A 21,818-nucleotide genomic window follows, 5' to 3' on the forward strand; every position below is an offset into this window, starting at 1 on the left:
ATGCATTATCCTGAACCTATATCCAAATTAATTGACAGCTTTATGAAGTTGCCAGGCATAGGACCGAAAACGGCCGTACGTCTGGCCTTTTTTGTCCTCAGCATGAAGGAAGACACCGTCCTTGATTTTGCCAAGGCACTTGTTAACGCCAAAAGAAACCTGACGTATTGCTCCGTATGCGGCCATATTACAGATCAGGACCCGTGCTATATATGCGAGGATAAAAGAAGGGACCGTTCCGTTGTATGCGTCGTTCAGGATCCAAAGGATGTCATAGCAATGGAAAAAATGAAGGAATACAGCGGTCTTTACCACGTACTCCATGGTGCTATTTCTCCAATAGAAGGAATTGGCCCGGAAGATATTAAAGTGCCGGAATTGCTGAAAAGACTTCAGGACGATTCAATCCAGGAAGTAATTCTTGCCACGAATCCAAATATTGAAGGAGAAGCAACGGCCATGTACATATCCCGCCTTCTAAAACCTTCAGGAATTAAAATTACGAGAATTGCTCACGGTCTTCCTGTAGGGGGAGACTTGGAATACGCGGATGAGGTTACTTTATCCAAAGCGCTTGAGGGAAGAAGAGAACTATAATAGGAGGGTTTTTGTTGCTTTTCAAAAGAAAAGGGCGGTTAAGGCAGGATTTTAACCAACAGCTAATCAATCTTCTTATGAAAAATAAATCTGAATGGAATCGTCAAAAGCAGCTTGTAGAAAAAAGCGTAGAACCTTCTGAAGAAGTTCTTTTTGATTTGAAAGTGGCGGAGTCGAAATACTTCTTTCTATTAAGAGAAGCAAAACAAAGAAAGATTCGAATTACCCTGTAGACGGGAAGTTCTAATAAGCGGTCAGGCTTCATATGCTTGTACAAAACAGGTACTGTGAAGGTGAGTGATTATTTGAATCCGATTGTCATATTTGCTATTGCCGGCGGAGCCATTGTGCTTCTGCTGATGAACGGCTCGTTCCGAAATCCCATTAAATGGGCAGGAAGACTTGCAGCCAAGATTGTAGCGGGAGCCCTGCTCCTCTTTGTATTAAATGCATTAGGATCAGGAATTGGAATCCACATCCCGATTAATGCCGGTACTTCCGCAGTTTCCGGGCTGCTCGGCATACCGGGCATCGCTGCATTATACGTGATAAAAACGTATATTCTAGTGTAAAAGCAAATGGTTCGCCATTTGCTTTTATTTTTTGTTGACATATAAGATAAATGGATGGTATATTATTATACGTCGCTGATACATAAGTTATTTCGAAAAAACAAAAGTAAAAATAATTGTTGACACGGCAAGCGAGTAAATGGTATGATAATCAAGTCGCTTCAATAAGAAGTGAATGAAAAAAAGTTCTTTGAAAACTAAACAAATCGAAGTGCCAACGTTAATTCTAGAGCAACAAACAAGAGCTAGTCAAACTACTTTTTGGAGAGTTTGATCCTGGCTCAGGACGAACGCTGGCGGCGTGCCTAATACATGCAAGTCGAGCGGACCTCTTCGGAGGTCAGCGGCGGACGGGTGAGTAACACGTGGGCAACCTGCCTGTAAGACTGGGATAACTCCGGGAAACCGGAGCTAATACCGGATAACTTTTCGAACCGCATGGTTCGGAGATAAAAGACGGTTATGCTGTCACTTACAGATGGGCCCGCGGCGCATTAGCTAGTTGGTGAGGTAATGGCTCACCAAGGCGACGATGCGTAGCCGACCTGAGAGGGTGATCGGCCACACTGGGACTGAGACACGGCCCAGACTCCTACGGGAGGCAGCAGTAGGGAATCTTCCGCAATGGACGAAAGTCTGACGGAGCAACGCCGCGTGAGTGATGAAGGTTTTCGGATCGTAAAGCTCTGTTGTTAGGGAAGAACAAGTGCGGGAGTCACTGCCCGCACCTTGACGGTACCTAACCAGAAAGCCACGGCTAACTACGTGCCAGCAGCCGCGGTAATACGTAGGTGGCAAGCGTTGTCCGGAATTATTGGGCGTAAAGCGCGCGCAGGCGGTCTTTTAAGTCTGATGTGAAAGCCCCCGGCTCAACCGGGGAGGGTCATTGGAAACTGGAGGACTTGAGTACAGAAGAGGAGAGTGGAATTCCACGTGTAGCGGTGAAATGCGTAGAGATGTGGAGGAACACCAGTGGCGAAGGCGACTCTCTGGTCTGTAACTGACGCTGAGGCGCGAAAGCGTGGGGAGCGAACAGGATTAGATACCCTGGTAGTCCACGCCGTAAACGATGAGTGCTAAGTGTTAGAGGGTTTCCGCCCTTTAGTGCTGCAGCTAACGCATTAAGCACTCCGCCTGGGGAGTACGGTCGCAAGACTGAAACTCAAAGGAATTGACGGGGGCCCGCACAAGCGGTGGAGCATGTGGTTTAATTCGAAGCAACGCGAAGAACCTTACCAGGTCTTGACATCCTCTGCCACTTCTAGAGATAGAAGGTTCCCCTTCGGGGGACAGAGTGACAGGTGGTGCATGGTTGTCGTCAGCTCGTGTCGTGAGATGTTGGGTTAAGTCCCGCAACGAGCGCAACCCTTGATCTTAGTTGCCAGCATTCAGTTGGGCACTCTAAGGTGACTGCCGGTGACAAACCGGAGGAAGGTGGGGATGACGTCAAATCATCATGCCCCTTATGACCTGGGCTACACACGTGCTACAATGGATGGTACAAAGGGCTGCAAAACCGCGAGGTTAAGCGAATCCCATAAAACCATTCTCAGTTCGGATTGCAGGCTGCAACTCGCCTGCATGAAGCCGGAATCGCTAGTAATCGCGGATCAGCATGCCGCGGTGAATACGTTCCCGGGCCTTGTACACACCGCCCGTCACACCACGAGAGTTTGCAACACCCGAAGTCGGTGGGGTAACCCGTAAGGGAGCCAGCCGCCTAAGGTGGGGCAGATGATTGGGGTGAAGTCGTAACAAGGTAGCCGTATCGGAAGGTGCGGCTGGATCACCTCCTTTCTAAGGAAGAATTATCAGCACCCATGTGGTGCAACATTAACGGACGCACTTCGACTTTGTTTAGTTTTGAGAGAACTTGCTTCTCTTTTTGATGGGCCTATAGCTCAGCTGGTTAGAGCGCACGCCTGATAAGCGTGAGGTCGATGGTTCGAGTCCATTTAGGCCCACCATCTTTATACATTGAAATTCGTTGGGGCCTTAGCTCAGCTGGGAGAGCGCCTGCCTTGCACGCAGGAGGTCAGCGGTTCGATCCCGCTAGGCTCCACCAACGAGACTTTTTTTGTCTCTAAAACTTGTTCTTTGAAAACTAGATAACGATATGAATGTCAAACATTCACACGAGTAAGCAAGTAACCTTACGATTTTCTTCTGCGCTTGCGTATGAAGAGAACATCAAGTCTGAAAACTTCTGTTTTCAGCTCTAACGAAGATAACGTCTGTTATCAGGTTAAGTTAGAAAGGGCGCACGGTGGATGCCTTGGCACTAGGAGCCGATGAAGGACGGTACGAACACCGATATGCTTCGGGGAGCTGTAAGTAAGCGTTGATCCGGAGATTTCCGAATGGGGAAACCCGCTGCTCGTAATGGAGCAGCATCCTGATCTGAATACATAGGATCTGGAAGGCAGACCCGGGGAACTGAAACATCTAAGTACCCGGAGGAAGAGAAAGCAATAGCGATTCCCTGAGTAGCGGCGAGCGAAACGGGATTAGCCCAAACCAGAAGGCTTGCCTTCTGGGGTTGTAGGACACTCAACACGGAGTTACAAAGGAACGGGGTAGAAGAAGCGGTCTGGAAAGGCCCGCCAAAGAAGGTAACAGCCCTGTAGTCGAAACTTCGTTCCCTCCTGAGTGGATCCTGAGTACGGCGGGACACGAGAAATCCCGTCGGAAGCAGGGAGGACCATCTCCCAAGGCTAAATACTCCCTAGTGACCGATAGTGAACCAGTACCGTGAGGGAAAGGTGAAAAGCACCCCGGAAGGGGAGTGAAACAGATCCTGAAACCGTGTGCCTACAAGTAGTCAGAGCCCGTTAACGGGTGATGGCGTGCCTTTTGTAGAATGAACCGGCGAGTTACGATTACGTGCAAGGTTAAGTTGAAAAGACGGAGCCGCAGCGAAAGCGAGTCTGAATAGGGCGATTGAGTACGTGGTCGTAGACCCGAAACCAGGTGATCTACCCATGTCCAGGGTGAAGTTCAGGTAACACTGAATGGAGGCCCGAACCCACGCACGTTGAAAAGTGCGGGGATGAGGTGTGGGTAGCGGAGAAATTCCAATCGAACCTGGAGATAGCTGGTTCTCTCCGAAATAGCTTTAGGGCTAGCCTCATAGTGAGAGTCTTGGAGGTAGAGCACTGATTGGACTAGGGGCCCTCATCGGGTTACCGAATTCAGTCAAACTCCGAATGCCAAAGACTTATCTATGGGAGTCAGACTGCGAGTGATAAGATCCGTAGTCGAAAGGGAAACAGCCCAGACCACCAGCTAAGGTCCCCAAGTATCCGTTAAGTGGAAAAGGATGTGGGGTTGCTTAGACAACCAGGATGTTGGCTTAGAAGCAGCCACCATTTAAAGAGTGCGTAATAGCTCACTGGTCGAGTGACCCTGCGCCGAAAATGTACCGGGGCTAAACGGATCACCGAAGCTGTGGACTGTTCTTACGAACAGTGGTAGGAGAGCGTTCTAAGGGCTGAGAAGCCAGACCGGAAGGACTGGTGGAGCGCTTAGAAGTGAGAATGCCGGTATGAGTAGCGAAAGAGGGGTGAGAATCCCCTCCACCGAATGCCTAAGGTTTCCTGAGGAAGGCTCGTCCGCTCAGGGTTAGTCGGGACCTAAGCCGAGGCCGAAAGGCGTAGGCGATGGACAACAGGTTGAGATTCCTGTACCACCTCTTTTCCGTTTGAGCAATGGAGGGACGCAGGAGGATAGGGTAAGCGCGCTGTTGGATATGCGCGTCCAAGCAGGTAGGCTCAAGGGATAGGCAAATCCGTCCCTTGGTTAAGGCTGAGCTGTGATGGCGAGGGAAATGAAGTACCGAAGTTCCTGATTCCACACTGCCTAGAAAAGCTTCTAGCGAGGAAAATGGTGCCCGTACCGCAAACCGACACAGGTAGGCGAGGAGAGAATCCTAAGGTGATCGAGAGAACTCTCGTTAAGGAACTCGGCAAAATGACCCCGTAACTTCGGGAGAAGGGGTGCTCTTTAGGGTGAATAGCCTTGAAGAGCCGCAGTGAATAGGCCCAGGCGACTGTTTAGCAAAAACACAGGTCTCTGCGAAGCCGCAAGGCGAAGTATAGGGGCTGACGCCTGCCCGGTGCTGGAAGGTTAAGAGGAGAGGTTAGCGCAAGCGAAGCTTTGAATTGAAGCCCCAGTAAACGGCGGCCGTAACTATAACGGTCCTAAGGTAGCGAAATTCCTTGTCGGGTAAGTTCCGACCCGCACGAAAGGCGTAACGATCTGGGCACTGTCTCAACGAGAGACTCGGTGAAATTATAGTACCTGTGAAGATGCAGGTTACCCGCGACAGGACGGAAAGACCCCGTGGAGCTTTACTGCAGCCTGATATTGAATTTTGGCACAGCTTGTACAGGATAGGTAGGAGCCTTGGAAACCGGAGCGCCAGCTTCGGTGGAGGCATTGGTGGGATACTACCCTGGCTGTGTTGAACTTCTAACCCGCGGCCCTGATCGGGCCGGGAGACAGTGTCAGGCGGGCAGTTTGACTGGGGCGGTCGCCTCCTAAAATGTAACGGAGGCGCCCAAAGGTTCCCTCAGAATGGTTGGAAATCATTCGCAGAGTGTAAAGGCACAAGGGAGCTTGACTGCGAGACCTACAAGTCGAGCAGGGACGAAAGTCGGGCTTAGTGATCCGGTGGTTCCGCATGGAAGGGCCATCGCTCAACGGATAAAAGCTACCCCGGGGATAACAGGCTTATCTCCCCCAAGAGTCCACATCGACGGGGAGGTTTGGCACCTCGATGTCGGCTCATCGCATCCTGGGGCTGTAGTCGGTCCCAAGGGTTGGGCTGTTCGCCCATTAAAGCGGTACGCGAGCTGGGTTCAGAACGTCGTGAGACAGTTCGGTCCCTATCCGTCGCGGGCGCAGGAAATTTGAGAGGAGCTGTCCTTAGTACGAGAGGACCGGGATGGACGCACCGCTGGTGTACCAGTTGTCTTGCCAAAGGCATCGCTGGGTAGCTATGTGCGGACGGGATAAGTGCTGAAAGCATCTAAGCATGAAGCCCCCCTCAAGATGAGATTTCCCATCGCAAGAGTAAGACCCCTGAAAGATGATCAGGTTGATAGGTTCGAGGTGGAAGCGTGGTGACACGTGCAGCTGACGAATACTAATCGGTCGAGGACTTAACCTTTATTCAAGTAAGGCTGCTTCACTCGTGCAGCACATCGTTATCTAGTTTTGAAAGAGCAATCTTTCAACCACATATCTGGTAATTATGGCAGAGAGGTCACACCCGTTCCCATACCGAACACGGAAGTTAAGCTCTTTAGCGCCGATGGTAGTTGGGGGTTTCCCCCTGTGAGAGTAGGACGTTGCCAGGTACATGAAAAAAAGGCTTGCCCCTTAGGGGGTGGGTCTTTTTTTGTTGGGATTGGGGATGCGGGATACGCTTGGGATAGAGGGAGAAAGAAGGGGGAGCGGATACGTGATTCGGGATACGCCATGGGTGGAGGGAAGGAGAAGGAGGGGGAATACTCGATTCGGCTTAGTGTTTATTAGTAGCTTAACGGTTGGCTGGACTTATTTTTAACAGAGTGAGACTGGCGGACCGTACTGGATGGTGCTGGCTGGGGAAGAGGATCCAACGAATTGAGGCGGCTGCGATCTCTATCGAACCCTCCCGAAAAGTCGATATCCGCTCATTTTAGTCGATAAATCAAAATAATCGTCGATATATTAAAATTTTGGTCGATATATCAAAATAATCCCCGATATATCCAAATTTCGGTCGATATCCGCTCCAGAATAGCCGATATCTTGCCACCTCCCCCCTTCCCGCATCAGAAACGAGCGTATTCCTCTCCATTCTCGCCGCCAATTTCTTCTCTCCGCATCGTAATGCTCCCCAATTCATCAGTTTTGAACAAAAACAGGCGAGTTTTAATAAAAAAATCCACTACCTTAATCCTCTACTCTCCAAAAGATGCTTCTGCTAAAGCCAATCTCCCGAGAAATCGGTATCCACCTTCAAAATTCCTCATCTGCCATCAAATATATCCAGCCTCCCACCGCCTGCAGTTAATCTAGTTTAAATGCAATGATAAAGTTTTCGTGTGAATATCCTCCGATCTGCCCCCTCCCCAACAAAAACAGCAAGATTAACTTTTATAGACATACACAGTTGGGCGAAAGCCTTCATACATTAAGGGCAGAGGGCAAAGGTGAACCTGTAAAATTCTGAAAGTTGTATACAAATCACCGCCGCTGGCCAAAATAGCAGTATGGAGGTGGAGGGAATGATTGGTAAACTGTCTGGAATTTCAAAGGAGGAAACGTGTATTATATGCGACACGTGCAAACCTGATGGAATTCATCTCTATACGAGCTTTATATGTACGGACTGTGAAAGGGAAATGGTGTCGACTGATGCAGCGGAGCCGAAGTATGATTTTTTCGTAAAAAAACTAAAGAGCGTAAAGGCACCGCCTATGTATTCTTAATGACCTGAAAGGGTCTTTTTTCTTTTTGCTGATTTAGTGGGTTTTGATGGGCAGATGGAATCGTTGCTGAAGTGAGGAACAAATATTGGTATAATGGAAGTATCGTATTAAAAGGATGGGACCTAGTGCTTATGTATACTCCATTGTTTTCTTCGCTATTGAAGCATCAAGAGAAAAACCCGGTATCTTTTCACGTGCCTGGCCATAAAAATGGTTTGCTGCTGCCGGAAGAGACATCACGTTTTTTTAAAAATGTGATGAAGCTTGATGTAACGGAATTGTCAGGACTGGATGATTTACATGACCCGCATGGAGTGATTGATGAGGCCCAGTCGCTCGCTGCATCCTTTTATGGAGCAGAGAAGACATTTTTTCTTGTAAATGGTTCGACATCCGGTAATCTTGCGATGATTTTGTCATGCTGCAGGGAAGGGGATACCGTTCTAGTTCAGCGGAACAGCCACAAATCCATTATGAATGCATTGGAGCTTGCTAAAGCAGATCCGGTCTTTATCAGTCCTAAAATAGATGAAGCGCTGCATGTTCCTTCTTACGTTGAGGAAGACCGCATAGCTGAAGCCATTGAAGCTTATCCTCATGCAAAGGCGCTTATTATAACAAATCCTAATTATTACGGGGTAACGGCGGATCTCACGCGTATCGTCCGCCTTGCTCATTCTTACAGCATTCCTGTTCTGGTTGACGAAGCACATGGTGCCCATTACGGAATAGGTGCTCCTTTTCCCGAATCTGCATTAAAAGCCGGCGCGGACGCGGTTGTTCAATCCGCTCACAAAACGCTGCCTGCTATGACGATGGGCTCCTTTTTACACGTGAACAGCAGGCTTGTTTCCTTTAGGAGAGTAGCAAAATTGTTGTCTATGCTGCAAACGAGCAGTCCATCCTATCCAATTATGGCCTCGCTGGATCTTGCCAGGGCTTTTGCCCAGGAAATAAAGGATTCCGGAAGAGCAGGAGAACTTGCGCTTGAAGCTTCAAAAATAAAAGAGTATTTCAATTCTATTGAGGGAATTAAAGCAATAGGTACAGAGGATCCAAATGCTATTCAGGATCCTATAAAGCTGGCCATTGTTTCTGAAACCGGGCTTTCTGGCTTTGATCTTCAGGAACGCTTTGAGCGTCATGGAATATACGGAGAACTTGCAGATGAGCGCAATTTCCTTTTGATTGCTGGACTGGGGAAAAGCAGCTTTCGTCACCCAGGTCTTGAAAAAGAATTTTCGTCCATGACGAATCCTGCGAAAACAAAACTCCCGATTACATTCCCGTCCCTGCCTGCGTCCAAGCTTTCTCTGACCTATGGCGAGATGGAGCAAACAGCCAAGGAAGAAGTACATCTGCACGAAGCGGATGGCAGGGTGATGGCAGAGGCGGTCATTCCGTATCCGCCGGGGATTCCGCTCCTATTGGCAGGAGAAAGAATAAGCGAACAGCACATAGAATGGATTCTTCAGATGAAGGATCGGGGAGCCCGGTTTCAGGGCCGACAGAACAGGAATTTTAATACTGTAGCTGTTTATAAGAAAGGTTGAGAAGATTGACAGGCTGTTTTATTACATTTGAAGGTCCTGAAGGGGCCGGCAAGACCACTATTTTAAAAGAAATTCATAAGAAGCTGCAGGAAAAAGGAATTGATCCGGTTGCTACCCGCGAGCCCGGGGGAATTAAAATCGCTGAACAAATCCGCAGTGTTATTTTAGATATAGAGAATACCGAAATGGATCCGCGAACAGAAGCTCTTCTGTATGCGGCTGCCAGGAGACAGCATCTGGTTGAAAAGGTACTGCCTGCTTTAAAAGAGAAGAAGGTTGTATTATGCGACCGCTTTATAGACAGCTCTCTTGCTTATCAGGGATATGCAAGAGGACTTGGCATGGAAGAAGTTCTTTCGATTAATCTGTTTGCCATTGAGGATGTTATGCCGGACTTGACGATTTATTTCAGCATTGACGCTGAGAAAGGGCTGAAAAGAGTCTATTCGGGCGAAAATAGAGAAATCAACCGGCTTGATAACGAAGATCTGAAGTTTCATGATCGCGTTCAAAAAGGGTATGCCATCTTACTTGAGAAATATCCCGAGAGAATAAAATCAGTTAATGCGGACCAGACGCCTGAAGAGGTGGCAGAGGAAGTATGGCTATTAATTCGAAATAAATTGTCTCTATAATCCAAGGAGGAATTGGAAATGAAAATGGTAATTGCTATTGTGCAGGATCAAGATACGAATCGTTTAATCAAATCTCTTACCGATCATAATTTCAGAGTTACGAAGCTTGCAACCTCCGGAGGCTTTTTGAAATCAGGCAACACTACGATCATGATTGGAACGGAAGAATTGAGAGTGCAAAAGGCACTTCAAATTATTAAAGACAGCTGCCAGGCCCGCGAACAGCTTGTTGCCCCTGTTTCACCCATGGGAGGAAATGCAGATTCGTATGTTCCCTATCCAGTAGAGGTAGAGGTAGGAGGAGCAACTGTATTTGTTCTTCCTGTGGAAGAATTCCACCAATTTTAAGGAGAAGCGAAAATGAAAATTAATCAGGATATTCGCATTGCTGCCGATAAACAGAACATCCGTCATCAGGAGGCTCCCTCATCCGCCGGAAGCTTTCGAAATGCCGTTTTGAAAGAAAGCGGCCAGATGAAGGTAAGTCAGCTAAATCAAATGATTGCGGAGCTTGAGGCAGCAGGAAGCCGCTTATCCCGTTCAAGAAATTTTCAGGACTTGGCGAAGGTTAAAGGACTCGTGAAAAAAATTGTCCAGGAAGCTGTCGATTATGGTATGCAGCTAAAGGAATCAAAAAGCTGGGATTATCAAGGAAACAGCCGCTCTCATAAATTGATTGAGCAAATTGATGACAAGCTTATCGTGTTAACGGAAGATCTTGTGAAGAAAGAAAAGACTGCCATCGACATCCTTGGAACCGTTGGAGAAATTAAGGGGATGCTGGTTAATTTATATATTTAGCGAGTGATATAGATGAACAGAACGTGGACAGAGCTCGAGGCTTATCAGCCGAGGGTATTGAAGCTATTGGAAAAAAGCATTGGCAAAAACAGGCTGGCGCATGCTTATTTATTTGAGGGGAAAAAGGGAACCGGAAAGAAAGAAACGGCCCTTCTTCTTGCCAAGAGCTTCTTTTGTACAGAACGTATGGATGCAGAGCCATGCGGTGAATGCAGCAGCTGCCGGAGAATTAATTCAGGAAACCATCCTGATCTTCATATAATCGAACCGGACGGTCTTTCCATAAAGAAACATCAGATTCAAAGTCTTCAGGAAGAATTCTCGAAAAAAGGATTGGAATCTTCAAAGAAGTTTTATATGATTTCGCATGCGGATAAAATGACTACGAACGCAGCGAACAGCCTTCTGAAATTTTTAGAGGAACCAGGAAAAGATACCATTGCGGTTTTAACGACTGAGCAGGTTCATATGATTCTGAACACGATTCAATCACGGTGCCAAATTCTTCCCTTTAGCCCGCTTCCTTCATCAATTATTCGTCTTGAGCTTGAAAAACAGGACGTTATAGGATATATGGCTGCTGCTGCTTCCCAAATGACGAACAACCTGGACGACGCTATCGAATTAAGTCGAAATGATTGGTTTGCAGAAGCTAGAGCGATAGTGATAAAATTGTATGAAGCCTTAACGGTAAGAAAAGAGCAAGCAATGGTGTTCGTGCATACTCAGTGGATGCCGTTTTTTTCTGAGAAAGAGCTTCAGGATCAAGGATTGGATTTGTTATTATTTTTATATAAAGACCTTCTCTCCATTCAATTGGGGATGGAAGATGCCGTAATTTATATAGATATGAAGGAAACCTTGAAGAAGGAAGCCCTTCAGACAGGTCAGCAACGTATAACAGAGAAGGTATTGAGCATATTGGAGACCAAGCGGAAGCTTCATTCAAATGCAAATCCGCAGCTTTTGATGGAGCAGCTGGTTTTAACGTTGCAGGAGGGATAACTTTGTATGATGTAGTAGGTGTCCGGTTTAAGAAAGCCGGCAAAATATATTATTTCGACCCGAACGGGTTTGATATAGATGAGAACGATTGTGTCATCGTTGAGACAGTTCGAGGAGTAGAGTTCGGCAAGATCGTGGTTGCCAGTAAAAAAGTGGACGAGCATGATGTAGTGCTCCCTCTTAAAAAGGTGCTCCGTGTTGCAGATCAAAGAGACAGGATGCTTGTCGAAGAAAATCATGAAGCGGCCCTGAAGGCGTATGAAACCTGCCAGCAAAAGGTAGGGGAACACGGGCTTGATATGAAGCTTGTGGATGTAGAGTATACATTTGACCGGAATAAGGTCATTTTCTATTTCACTGCTGATGGGCGGGTCGATTTCAGGGAGCTGGTTAAGGATTTAGCTTCTATTTTTAAAACAAGAATTGAGCTTCGCCAAATTGGGGTTCGCGATGAGGCTAAAATGCTCGGAGGCATAGGTCCATGCGGAAGAATGCTATGCTGTTCGACATTTCTCGGAGACTTTGAGCCCGTCAGCATTAAGATGGCAAAGGATCAAAACCTTTCTCTTAATCCGACCAAAATTTCAGGTTTGTGCGGCCGTCTTATGTGCTGCCTGAAATATGAGAATGATGAATATGAATCCGCAAAAGAACTTCTGCCCGATCTTGGGGAAACGATCAGAACCCCGTCCGGAACAGGCAAGGTTGTCGGATTGAATATTTTAGAGCGGCTCCTGCAGGTTCAGCTGAAGGAAAGAGACGGAGTGGTCGAGTTCAGCTGGGAGGAATTGCAGCAGGAAGGCGCCGTTTCGATGCAATCCACAGAATGAGGTGGAAAGATTGGAGAAAAAAGAAATCTTCGAATCTGTGACCAGTTTGGAAGAACAAATTGGTTCCCTATACAATCAGCTAGGCGATTTAAAACAGCATATAGCAGAATTGATTGAAGAAAATCAGGCCTTATCTTTGGAAAATCAGAATTTAAGAAGACGGCTTGAGCTTTCTTCTTCAGAGGATGTCACTCTTCGTTCTGATGAAAAAAAGGGACAGGTTCACCATGATGATGACAATGTGGACATAAGTGAAGGGTATGATAACCTTGCGAGGCTTTATCAGGAAGGCTTTCATATCTGCAATGTTCACTACGGAAGTCTGAGAAAAGACGGAGATTGCCTTTTCTGTTTGTCATTTCTTAATAAAAAGTAGCCTCCCTTTTATTTGGGGGCTTTTTTTATCGGTCAATTTCTGAAGAAAGGATAAAGTGATGAATTTGGAATTAATAGGCGATGAGAGGCTGGATTACTTATTGGCAGAAAACCTCCGGATTATCCAAAGTCCGAGTGTCTTTGCTTTTTCGCTAGATGCCGTACTGCTCGCCAAATTTGCATATATGCCGATCCAGAAGGGAAAGGTACTAGATTTATGTACAGGAAACGCGGTCGTTCCGCTGCTTTTAAGCACCCGTTCAAAAGCACAAATTACAGGAGTGGAAATTCAGGAACGGCTTTATAACATGGGGAAAAGAAGCGTGGAGTACAATGCGCTTTCCAATCAGATTGACATGATCCACGGAGATTTAAAGGATATGCCTTCTGTACTAGGGCATCAAAAGTATGATGTGGTAACATGCAATCCGCCATATTTCAAGACTCCTCAAAAAAGGGAGCAGAATGAAAATGAACATTTGGCGATTGCCAGACATGAAATTCACTGTACACTTGAGGATGTTGTGCGCGTAAGCAGCCAGCTCGTCAGACCGGGGGGAAAGGTTGCCTTCGTTCACCGGCCGGGCCGTCTGCTTGAGATTACTGAGTGGATGAAGCACTATAAGATTGAGCCAAAGCGCATACAATTTGTTTACCCGAAAAAGGGCAGGGAAGCGAACACTCTTTTAATAGAAGGAACTAAGAACGGACAGCCGGATTTAAAGATCCTGCCGCCTCTGTTTGTATACGATGAAAACAATGAATATACAAAGGAAGTCAGGAACATCCTTTATGGAGAAGAATAGCCATTGCTTTTATGTACTTGAATGCCGCGATGGAAGCTTTTATGGAGGATACACCAATCACCTTGAGCAGCGGCTCAAAAAGCATAATGATGGGAAGGGTGCGAAATATACGAGAGCGCGCAGGCCGGTTGTGCTTCTCTATGCTGCTTGCTTTGAAACGAAAAATGAAGCGATGAGTGCCGAATACCACTTTAAAAAATTGACAAGAAAACGCAAGGAAAAATACCTGGAAGAGCATCTTCCAATCTGGAAAAGGATGAATAAGCATGCAGACACAGCAGAGCTTCAAGGAGAATACGGAAACGGGGATCCTTTATCTGGTTCCGACGCCCATCGGAAATCTTGAAGATATGACATACAGGGCCATTCGCATATTAAAGGAAGCCGATTTGATTGCTGCTGAGGACACGAGGCAATCCAAGAAACTGTGCAACCATTTTGAAATTAATACACCGCTGACAAGCTATCATGAGCATAATAAAGAAAGCAGCGGATATAAAATTATCGACTATTTAAAAGAGGGAAAAACCATAGCCCTAGTAAGCGATGCGGGGATGCCGACCATTTCGGATCCGGGAAGCGAGCTTGTGGAAGCAGCGTTGGAAGAAAATCTTACAGTTGTTCCGCTTCCGGGGGCAAATGCTGCCCTAACTGCACTTATTGCATCCGGATTGACACCGCAGCCATTTTTCTTTTATGGGTTTTTAAATCGCCAGAAAAAAGAAAAGAAGAAAGAGCTTGAGTTATTGAAATTGCGTCAGGAAACGATGATCTTTTATGAATCACCACACAGGCTGAAAGATACGCTCACTTTAATGGAAGAAATCCTTGGAAATCGGAAGGTTGTCCTGTCAAGAGAGCTGACAAAGAAGTTTGAAGAGTTTGTAAGAGGCACCCTTTCTGAAGCGAATGAATGGGCAAAAGCCAATGAGATCCGCGGGGAATTTTGCCTTATTTTAGAAGGTGCATCCAATGACGATATACAGCCGGAGGAAGATTTGTGGTGGAATGGATTAGGTATAATTACCCATATTGAACATTATATTGAAAAAGGGATTTCTTCAAAGGAAGCTATAAAAACAGTAGCTTTAGATAGAGGACTGCCTAAAAGGGAAGTGTATAACGAGTATCATAAGGAGGAGTAAGCTCTTTTTGTGAATAAGAAAAAAGTCCCTGTTATAGGGACTTTTTTATATTACTTAGATTGGAATTGGTTTTGAATTTCTTGGATCAGCTGCTCAGCGCCTTCTTTGCTTAGCACCAATTTGCCGTTAGCCAATGTCATGTTGTCATCAGAAACTTCACCAGTAACGTGGCAAGTCATGTTTGGCTTGTATTTTTTAAGAATGATTCTTTCATCATCCACGTAGATTTCAAGAGCGTCTTTTTCTGCAATTCCTAGTGTACGGCGCAATTCAATCGGAATCACCACGCGGCCTAGTTCATCAACTTTACGTACAATACCTGTAGATTTCATTGAATGTTCTCCTCCCGTTTTTGCTATATATGCTATTTTTCTATTAACTTCGTCATTATTCGACAAAATTTATTTGCTTCATAAGCATAACAGTGTTTCCAAATTACGTCAATAATTTTGTTTCCAATAATTATTAAGCATTTTAGAAAAAGACTGCAAAGCTTGTTCTGATAAAGTTTGTATTTAAATAAATACCCTAGAAAATAGGAAATTAAACCTAATTCAACCAGTGAAACATTATAGCGGTAATAGCTTTCTAGTTACCTAATTATAAACATCCTTCGACAAAATTCAACATAATTTTGCTAAATCCAGCATTTGGATGGTTTGCAATATTATATAATTCACTGGATGATGCATTTTTTTGTCCATACTGCGGTATATTTTCTTGATATTGAAGGCTAAGATGGTATCATAAAGAGTAGATGCGAGATAGCAAACATGCTCTCGTCCTTCGGGGCGAGGGCATTTGTTCTAATTTACGGCAAGGAGTGGAATTCATGGAAAGCAAAAAGACGTTTTATATTACAACTCCGATTTATTATCCAAGCGGAAATTTACATATTGGCCATGCCTATACAACAACGGCAGGCGATGCGATGGCAAGATATAAGCGCATGCGCGGATTTGATGTGATGTATCTGACAGGAACGGATGAGCACGGACAAAAAATTCAGCAAAAAGCAGCGGAAAAGGGCGTTACTCCGCAGGAATACGTGGATGGTATTGTGGACGGAATAAAAAGCCTATGGAAGCGCATGGATATTTCTTATGACGACTTTATCCGAACTACAGAAACCCGCCACAAAATGGTTGTCGAAAAAATATTCAAGCAGCTTCTTGATCAGGGAGATATTTACTTGGATGAATATGAGGGCTGGTATTCAATCCCTGATGAAACCTATTACACGGCACATCAGCTCGATGACCCGATTATGGAGGATGGCAAAATTGTCGGCGGAAAAAGCCCTGACAGCGGACATCCTGTTGAACTGGTTAAAGAGCAGTCGTACTTTTTCCGGGTAGGAAAATACGCAGACCGCCTTTTGAAGTATTACGAAGAAAATCCGGAATTCATTCAACCTGAGTCCCGTAAAAATGAAATGATTAACAACTTCATTAAACCGGGTCTTGAGGACCTTGCTGTATCCAGAACATCCTTTGATTGGGGGGTTAAGGTTCCGGGGGATCCGAAGCACGTCGTTTATGTTTGGATTGATGCACTTTCTAATTACATTACCGCTCTTGGATATGGAACGGATCAGGATGAGAAATACCGCACGTATTGGCCGGCAGATGTTCATTTGATGAGTAAAGAAATTGTCCGCTTTCATACAATCTATTGGCCAATCATGCTTATGGCGCTTGATTTGCCGCTGCCGAAGAAGGTTTTCGCTCATGGATGGCTGCTGATGAAGGATGGAAAAATGTCCAAATCCAAAGGGAATGTCGTGGACCCGATTACACTGATTGACCGCTACGGACTGGATGCTTTGCGCTATTATCTTCTCAGAGAAGTTCCGTTCGGCTCCGATGGTGTATTCACACCGGAAGGATTCGTGGAGAGAGTAAATTACGACTTGGCGAATGACTTAGGAAACCTTCTCAACAGAACGGTTGCGATGATCGACAAATATTTCGAAGGAAATATTCCTAATTACCAAGGATCCGTTACGGAATTTGACCGTATACTCGAAGAAATGAACCGTACAGTCTCAGAACGCTATGAAGAGGCTATGGAAAAAATGGAATTCTCGGTAGCTCTGGCTTCCGTTTGGCAGCTTGTAAGCCGTACGAATAAATACATTGATGAAACACAGCCTTGGGCATTGGCGAAAGACGCTGCAAAAACAGACGATCTCGGCTCTGTTATGCATCATCTTGCAGAATCTTTGAGAAGAACAGCGATTCTTCTTCAGCCATTCCTGACAGAGACGCCGGCTAAAATTTTCTCCCAGCTTGGCATTAAAGACGATTCTTTAACAAAGTGGGAAAGCATATACACCTTTGGCCATCTTAAGAATAGTAAAGTGGAAAAAGGTGACCCAATCTTCCCTCGTCTCGATATGGCGGAAGAAGTGGAGTACATTAAGTCCCAAATGTCAGGCGGAACCCCGATAGAGGAACCTGCAGAAGAAAAAATTGAAGAAGCGGCTGAAATCACGGTAGATGATTTCTTCAAAGTGGAGCTTCGGGTGGCAGAGGTTCTGCAAGCTGAGCCGGTCAAGAAAGCAGACAAGCTGCTTAAACTGCAGCTGGATCTTGGAACGGAAAAAAGGCAAGTAGTTTCAGGAATTGCCAAGTATTATACACCTGCGGACCTTGTTGGAAAAAAGGTCATTTGCGTGACAAACCTTAAACCTGTCAAGCTGAGAGGCGAACTATCCCAAGGGATGATCCTGGCCGGAGATCATGAAGGGGGATTATCTCTCGCAACAGTGGATCAAACCCTGCCAAACGGTACAAAAATAAAATAATTTTGACAAGCATACAATTTGTCGAAAGAGGTGTTCCACGTGTAACATTTTGGTGGAACGCCTCTTTTTTTGTTTAGAATTGTTGATGAAAGAAGAGCTTTTTTGTTAAAAAAGGCAGAGAAGAGTATGATAAAAAAAGCAAGACAGAAAGGGGTATATAAACATGTTATTCGATACGCACGCACACTTAAACGCGGTACAGTATAAAGAAGATCTTGAGGAAGTTATTGATCGGGCAAAAGCAGAAGGCGTTGAAAAAATTGTAGTGGTTGGATTTGACACAGATACCATCACGAGAGCAATGGAGCTGACAGATCAATATGATTTTATCTATGCAGCAGTCGGATGGCATCCTGTAGATGCGATTGATATGACGGATCAGGACCTTGAATGGATTAAGGAACTTGCCTCCCATCCTAAAGTGGTAGCTATTGGGGAAATGGGTTTGGACTATCATTGGGACAAATCTCCAAAAGAAGTTCAAAAAGAAGTTTTCAGGAAGCAAATTGCATTAGCGAAAGAAGTAAAGCTCCCAATCATTATTCATAATCGTGATGCTACGGCAGATGTGGTTGAAATATTGAGAGAAGAAGGAGCAGAAGAGGTTGGCGGAATCATGCACTGTTTCACAGGAAGCGCAGAAGTTGCAAAAGAGTGTATGGATATGAATTTTTATATTTCGTTTGGAGGTCCCGTTACGTTTAAAAATGCAAAAAAACCGAAGGAAGTGGCTGCAGAGATTCCGCTGGACCGATTGCTGATCGAAACAGACTGTCCATATCTTACTCCTCATCCTTTCAGAGGAAAACGAAATGAACCGGGCTATGTGAAATATGTGGCTGAACAGATTGCGGAACTCAGAGGAATGACTTACGAAGAGGTAGCTCAGATTACCACCAAAAATGCAAAAAAATGTTTCGGCATTTCCTGACAGAAATCCCTGTCAAATGGTGGGGAAGCTTGTCCGGCATGTCGTAAATGTAAAAAAGTTCTACCGTTTTGGGCCTGTGCATAGGATAACCTTGTCGACAAGTTTTCCTTCCCATTTCACTATTTTCTTAGCATAATAGGGACTGCGGCTAGAAAATATAGAAAAATGTGGTGAGGGTTGACAGTCTGAGTGATACTCTATATAATCACTCGGAGGATAAGGAGGCGTTTTTCATAGTGATAGAAAACTTGAAAAAGCTGTTTTCCGAAAAGATGAGTAAAAATAAACTCATCCTCTCCGCTACTAGTTTGCTAGTAATGGGAACAGGCACTGCTTTCGGTACATATGAGGGAACGAAAGACGAAATTACTGTTTCTGTGAACGGAAATGAGGAGACGATTAGAACGCACGCAGACACCGTAGGAGATTTATTTTCAGAATTAGATATAGATGTGCGCGATCAAGACCAGCTTTCCCATTCGGAGAACACAAAATTAAACAGCACCATGAAAGTTGTCTACGAAGCAGCCAAACCGGTCAGGCTTTCAGACAACGGAAAAGATCAAACTCTGTGGACTACAGCTGATACTGTGGACGAAATGCTGAAAGAAGAAGGCATTAAATTATCCAGCCACGACAAGGTCAGTCCGTCCCCGGATACAAAGATTACGGATCAGCTATCCCTCTCAATTAACCGAGCTTTTCAGCTGTCCATGAATGTAGGCGGCAAAGAGAAAAAGGTTTGGACCACTTCGACTACGGTCGCTGACTTTTTAAAGAACCAGAAAATTAAACTCAATCCATCAGATAAAGTTGAGCCAAGATTAGAGGATACGTTGCAGGCAAACAGCGCTGTAACTGTAAAACGCGTAGAAAAAGTCACCGATGTAGTGGAAGAACCGCTTGATTTCGCTGTTGTGAAGAAAAACGACAGTAATTTGGAACGCGGAAAGCAAAACGTAGTTGAAGAAGGCGAACAAGGATCCAAGAAAGTCCACTTCGCAGTGGTGAAGGAAAACGGGAAGGTCATCTCCCGCAGGCTTGTGAAAGAGGAAACGGTTAAAGAGAGCAAGGACCGCATTGTGGCTATCGGCACAAAAGCCAAGAAAGCTGCAATAGTCTCAAAACCGGCTTCATCTGCACCCAGGGCAATTGCTTCCAGAAACAATGACTCGGTTTCGAAAGAAATGTATGTGACGTCTACTGCCTATACGGCAAGCTGCAGCGGATGTTCTGGACGTACGGCTACAGGCGTTAATTTGAAGGCAAATCCTAATGCTAAGGTAATTGCTGTTGACCCTGATGTCATCCCGCTTGGAACGAAAGTCTATGTTGAAGGCTATGGCTATGCTGTAGCAGCCGATACAGGTTCAGCGATTAACGGGAATAAGATTGATGTATTTTTCCCGGATCAATCTTCGGCAATCAAATGGGGCAGCAAACGGGTTAAAATTAAAATCCTCGACTAATACCTGCCTGCTTTTCTGGCCGACACAAAAAGATCGAACAGAGGGATGATTCCCTCTGTTTTTTTATGCCTTCTTCAGCGTGCACGAGAGGAATTCAAGTGTTATTAAACGGAAGGTTTTTGGAAGGTTTATGTTTACGAAGAAACTTGCGTTATAATAACGATATTCAGCTTTACTATTTAGACGAAATGAAATTTCTGAAAGTTTCATTAGTTGGAGGAAAAAATGAAAATTAAAGAAATAATTGTGGTGGAGGGGCGCGATGATACAGTCGCTATCAAAAGAGCCGTCACTGCGGATACAATAGAAACGAATGGATCGGCCATTGGTGAAGACGTGATTGAACGGGTTAAGCTTGCTGCTGCGGGAAGAGGCGTGATCATTTTTACAGATCCGGATTTCCCAGGTGAAAAAATCCGCAAGACTGTGGCAGAGGCTGTTCCCGGCTGTAAGCATGCATTTATTGAAAAATCCGATGCGAGGCCAAAAAAAGGCCGCGGAATTGGAGTGGAGCATGCTTCTCCGGACGCAATCCGCGCAGCTTTGAGTGAAGTGAAAGAAGAGATGCCGGATATTCCATCGGAATGGACACAGGACGATCTTCTTGATTATGGACTGATTGGGCATCCAATGGCTAAAGAACGCCGCGAGAAGCTTGGAACAGAACTGAAAATCGGATATACGAACGGGAAACAGCTGTTAAAAAGGCTGCAAATGTTTCAAATACCAAAGTCAGATTATGAAAATGCCATGAACAGGATTTTGCAGGAGGAAGAAAAACATGATTAAAGATATCGCCACTCCGGCACGAACGAAAGAGATACTAAAAAAATATGGATTTGCCTTCAAGAAAAGTCTTGGACAAAACTTTCTCATTGATACGAACGTCCTGCACCGGATCGTGGATCATGCGGAAGTGGGCGAGGAAACCGGAGTCATAGAAATCGGTCCGGGAATAGGAGCCTTGACGGAGCAGCTTGCCAAACGTGCAAAAAAGGTAGTTGCTTTTGAAATTGACCAAAGACTGCTGCCTATTCTAAATGACACACTCAGTCCTTATCCAAACATTAAAATTATCCACGAAGATATACTGAAAGCAAATGTGAAGCAAGTGATGGAAGAGGAGTTCGGAGACTGCAAGGAAGTAATGGTTGTAGCCAACCTTCCGTATTACGTAACCACTCCAATTATTATGAAGCTTCTTGAGGACCAGCTTCCGCTCAAAGGCATTGTTGTTATGCTTCAAAAAGAAGTGGCAGACAGGATTTCGGCAAATGCTTCTACAAAGGAATACGGCTCCCTCTCTATTGCGATTCAATATTACACGGAAGCGAAAACCGTAATGACCGTTCCGAAAACCGTTTTCGTTCCTCAGCCGAATGTAGATTCAGCTGTCATCCGGCTGCTAAAGCGGGAAAAACCTGCAGTAGACATGAAGGATGAAGCCTTTTTCTTTGAACTGATGAGAGCTTCTTTTGCACAGAGAAGAAAAACCATCATGAATAATATCCTGCAGTTTTACCCTGCAGGCAAGCCGATGAAGGAAGAAATTGAGCTTGGGCTGAATCAAGCCGGAATTGATCCGAGAAGACGCGGCGAGTCGCTGACCATTGAGGAATTTGCCAAAGCGGCCGATGCACTTTATCCGCTGCTGAAAAAACAATAAGTCTGATCCATATTAGTTTAAAACCCCCGGATAGCGCGTAACGGGGGTTTTCTTTGTTTCATGCCCTTCCACCGTCTCTCAGGGAGGACTGCACGATGCAGGTCAGTTCTGCGTTGCGGCAGGACGGCGCGCTTTTAGCAGAACC

At 45.4% G+C, this 21,818-nt stretch carries 19 protein-coding genes, 2 tRNA genes, 3 rRNA genes and 1 pseudogene; 24 read left to right on the top strand and 1 reads right to left on the bottom strand.

Annotated features, from left to right (window positions below):
* The 19 genes and pseudogenes from recR (at position 1) to rsmI (ending at position 14,798) form a co-directional block, all read left to right on the top strand.
* Positions 1-597, top strand: a complete 597-nt coding sequence (gene recR / locus WCV65_RS00175) for a recombination mediator RecR (protein ID WP_338779236.1) — start codon at positions 1-3, stop codon at positions 595-597.
* Positions 598-611: 14 nt separating this feature from the next.
* On the top strand, positions 612-830 hold the full coding sequence (locus WCV65_RS00180) for a YaaL family protein (protein ID WP_338779237.1): 219 nt from the start codon (positions 612-614) through the stop codon (positions 828-830).
* 72 nt (positions 831-902) lie between these two features.
* On the top strand, positions 903-1,169 hold the full coding sequence (locus WCV65_RS00185; protein WP_035412691.1) for a pro-sigmaK processing inhibitor BofA family protein: 267 nt from the start codon (positions 903-905) through the stop codon (positions 1,167-1,169).
* 258 nt (positions 1,170-1,427) lie between these two features.
* Positions 1,428-2,966, top strand: a 16S ribosomal RNA gene (locus tag WCV65_RS00190).
* A gap of 93 nt (positions 2,967-3,059) precedes the next feature.
* Positions 3,060-3,136: transfer RNA gene (locus tag WCV65_RS00195), tRNA-Ile, on the top strand.
* A gap of 22 nt (positions 3,137-3,158) precedes the next feature.
* A tRNA-Ala gene (locus WCV65_RS00200) sits at positions 3,159-3,234 on the top strand.
* 178 nt (positions 3,235-3,412) lie between these two features.
* A 23S ribosomal RNA gene (locus WCV65_RS00205) occupies positions 3,413-6,339 on the top strand.
* Positions 6,340-6,413: 74 nt separating this feature from the next.
* Positions 6,414-6,529, top strand: a 5S ribosomal RNA gene (gene rrf / locus WCV65_RS00210).
* The 16S, 23S and 5S rRNA genes sit together here with 2 tRNA genes alongside, the layout of an rRNA operon.
* A gap of 915 nt (positions 6,530-7,444) precedes the next feature.
* Entirely contained in the window at positions 7,445-7,648 is a 204-nt protein-coding gene (locus WCV65_RS00215) for a sigma factor G inhibitor Gin (RefSeq protein WP_338779238.1), read from the top strand.
* A gap of 131 nt (positions 7,649-7,779) precedes the next feature.
* Positions 7,780-9,201, top strand: a complete 1,422-nt coding sequence (locus tag WCV65_RS00220) for an aminotransferase class I/II-fold pyridoxal phosphate-dependent enzyme (RefSeq protein WP_338782106.1) — start codon at positions 7,780-7,782, stop codon at positions 9,199-9,201.
* A 5-nt stretch (positions 9,202-9,206) separates the two neighbouring features.
* A complete protein-coding gene (gene tmk, locus WCV65_RS00225) occupies positions 9,207-9,836 on the top strand; it encodes a dTMP kinase (protein WP_338779239.1) in 630 nt (209 codons plus the stop codon).
* An 18-nt stretch (positions 9,837-9,854) separates the two neighbouring features.
* Positions 9,855-10,184 (top strand): cyclic-di-AMP receptor, encoded by a 330-nt coding sequence (locus WCV65_RS00230; RefSeq protein ID WP_035412611.1) that lies wholly within the window; start codon positions 9,855-9,857, stop codon positions 10,182-10,184.
* A gap of 12 nt (positions 10,185-10,196) precedes the next feature.
* Positions 10,197-10,637 carry a YaaR family protein gene (locus tag WCV65_RS00235; protein WP_035412607.1) on the top strand — a complete coding sequence of 147 codons (441 nt, stop codon included), beginning with the start codon at positions 10,197-10,199 and terminating at the stop codon, positions 10,635-10,637.
* 12 nt (positions 10,638-10,649) lie between these two features.
* Positions 10,650-11,642, top strand: a complete 993-nt coding sequence (holB, locus tag WCV65_RS00240; RefSeq protein WP_338779240.1) for a DNA polymerase III subunit delta' — start codon at positions 10,650-10,652, stop codon at positions 11,640-11,642.
* A gap of 2 nt (positions 11,643-11,644) precedes the next feature.
* Positions 11,645-12,472, top strand: a complete 828-nt coding sequence (locus WCV65_RS00245; protein WP_338779241.1) for a stage 0 sporulation family protein — start codon at positions 11,645-11,647, stop codon at positions 12,470-12,472.
* 10 nt (positions 12,473-12,482) lie between these two features.
* A complete protein-coding gene (yabA, locus tag WCV65_RS00250) occupies positions 12,483-12,848 on the top strand; it encodes a DNA replication initiation control protein YabA (RefSeq protein WP_338779243.1) in 366 nt (121 codons plus the stop codon).
* A 58-nt stretch (positions 12,849-12,906) separates the two neighbouring features.
* Positions 12,907-13,653 (top strand): tRNA1(Val) (adenine(37)-N6)-methyltransferase, encoded by a 747-nt coding sequence (locus WCV65_RS00255; protein WP_338779245.1) that lies wholly within the window; start codon positions 12,907-12,909, stop codon positions 13,651-13,653.
* Positions 13,640-13,888, top strand: a pseudogene (locus WCV65_RS00260) (GIY-YIG nuclease family protein); the annotation flags it as partial. The gene WCV65_RS00255 and the pseudogene WCV65_RS00260, both read left to right, overlap by 14 nt.
* A 31-nt stretch (positions 13,889-13,919) precedes the next feature.
* Positions 13,920-14,798, top strand: coding sequence for a 16S rRNA (cytidine(1402)-2'-O)-methyltransferase (gene rsmI, locus WCV65_RS00265; RefSeq protein WP_338779247.1), 879 nt, complete (start codon positions 13,920-13,922; stop codon positions 14,796-14,798).
* Positions 14,799-14,848: 50 nt separating this feature from the next.
* On the opposite strand, the gene WCV65_RS00270 is transcribed toward rsmI, so the two are convergent.
* Positions 14,849-15,130 (bottom strand): AbrB/MazE/SpoVT family DNA-binding domain-containing protein, encoded by a 282-nt coding sequence (locus WCV65_RS00270; protein ID WP_035412587.1) that lies wholly within the window; start codon positions 15,128-15,130, stop codon positions 14,849-14,851.
* 500 nt (positions 15,131-15,630) lie between these two features.
* On the opposite strand from WCV65_RS00270, the gene metG reads away from it, so the two are divergent.
* The 5 genes from metG (at position 15,631) to rsmA (ending at position 21,673) form a co-directional block, all read left to right on the top strand.
* Entirely contained in the window at positions 15,631-17,607 is a 1,977-nt protein-coding gene (gene metG, locus WCV65_RS00275) for a methionine--tRNA ligase (RefSeq protein WP_035412584.1), read from the top strand.
* A gap of 163 nt (positions 17,608-17,770) precedes the next feature.
* Positions 17,771-18,538, top strand: a complete 768-nt coding sequence (locus tag WCV65_RS00280; protein WP_035412581.1) for a TatD family hydrolase — start codon at positions 17,771-17,773, stop codon at positions 18,536-18,538.
* 248 nt (positions 18,539-18,786) lie between these two features.
* The gene (locus WCV65_RS00285; RefSeq protein WP_338782108.1) at positions 18,787-20,007 is read left to right on the top strand and encodes a ubiquitin-like domain-containing protein; all 1,221 of its coding nucleotides are present in this window, start codon (positions 18,787-18,789) and stop codon (positions 20,005-20,007) included.
* A 225-nt stretch (positions 20,008-20,232) separates the two neighbouring features.
* Positions 20,233-20,796, top strand: a complete 564-nt coding sequence (gene rnmV, locus WCV65_RS00290; protein ID WP_338779250.1) for a ribonuclease M5 — start codon at positions 20,233-20,235, stop codon at positions 20,794-20,796.
* Positions 20,789-21,673: a 16S rRNA (adenine(1518)-N(6)/adenine(1519)-N(6))-dimethyltransferase RsmA gene (gene rsmA, locus WCV65_RS00295; RefSeq protein ID WP_035412575.1), complete on the top strand. Its 885-nt coding sequence runs from the start codon at positions 20,789-20,791 to the stop codon at positions 21,671-21,673. The genes rnmV and rsmA overlap by 8 nt, the downstream gene beginning before the upstream one ends.
* The last annotated feature ends 145 nt before the right edge of the window (positions 21,674-21,818 follow it).

Origin of the sequence: Metabacillus sp. FJAT-52054 (assembly GCF_037201815.1) — a bacterium.
Classification (GTDB): Bacteria; Bacillota; Bacilli; order Bacillales; family Bacillaceae; genus Metabacillus_B; species Metabacillus_B sediminis.

Excerpts from the sequence above, each read along its gene's own strand:
- recR (WP_338779236.1), top strand. The coding sequence starts at position 1 with ATGCATTATCCTGAACCTATATCCAAATTAATTGACAGCTTTATGAAG.
- WCV65_RS00215 (WP_338779238.1), top strand. The coding sequence starts at position 7,445 with ATGATTGGTAAACTGTCTGGAATTTCAAAGGAGGAAACGTGTATTATA.
- WCV65_RS00220 (WP_338782106.1), top strand. The coding sequence starts at position 7,780 with ATGTATACTCCATTGTTTTCTTCGCTATTGAAGCATCAAGAGAAAAAC.
- WCV65_RS00230 (WP_035412611.1), top strand. The coding sequence starts at position 9,855 with ATGAAAATGGTAATTGCTATTGTGCAGGATCAAGATACGAATCGTTTA.
- WCV65_RS00235 (WP_035412607.1), top strand. The coding sequence starts at position 10,197 with ATGAAAATTAATCAGGATATTCGCATTGCTGCCGATAAACAGAACATC.
- holB (WP_338779240.1), top strand. The coding sequence starts at position 10,650 with ATGAACAGAACGTGGACAGAGCTCGAGGCTTATCAGCCGAGGGTATTG.
- WCV65_RS00255 (WP_338779245.1), top strand. The coding sequence starts at position 12,907 with ATGAATTTGGAATTAATAGGCGATGAGAGGCTGGATTACTTATTGGCA.
- rsmI (WP_338779247.1), top strand. The coding sequence starts at position 13,920 with ATGCAGACACAGCAGAGCTTCAAGGAGAATACGGAAACGGGGATCCTT.
- WCV65_RS00270 (WP_035412587.1), bottom strand. The coding sequence starts at position 15,130 with ATGAAATCTACAGGTATTGTACGTAAAGTTGATGAACTAGGCCGCGTG.
- metG (WP_035412584.1), top strand. The coding sequence starts at position 15,631 with ATGGAAAGCAAAAAGACGTTTTATATTACAACTCCGATTTATTATCCA.
- WCV65_RS00280 (WP_035412581.1), top strand. The coding sequence starts at position 17,771 with ATGTTATTCGATACGCACGCACACTTAAACGCGGTACAGTATAAAGAA.
- rnmV (WP_338779250.1), top strand. The coding sequence starts at position 20,233 with ATGAAAATTAAAGAAATAATTGTGGTGGAGGGGCGCGATGATACAGTC.
- rsmA (WP_035412575.1), top strand. The coding sequence starts at position 20,789 with ATGATTAAAGATATCGCCACTCCGGCACGAACGAAAGAGATACTAAAA.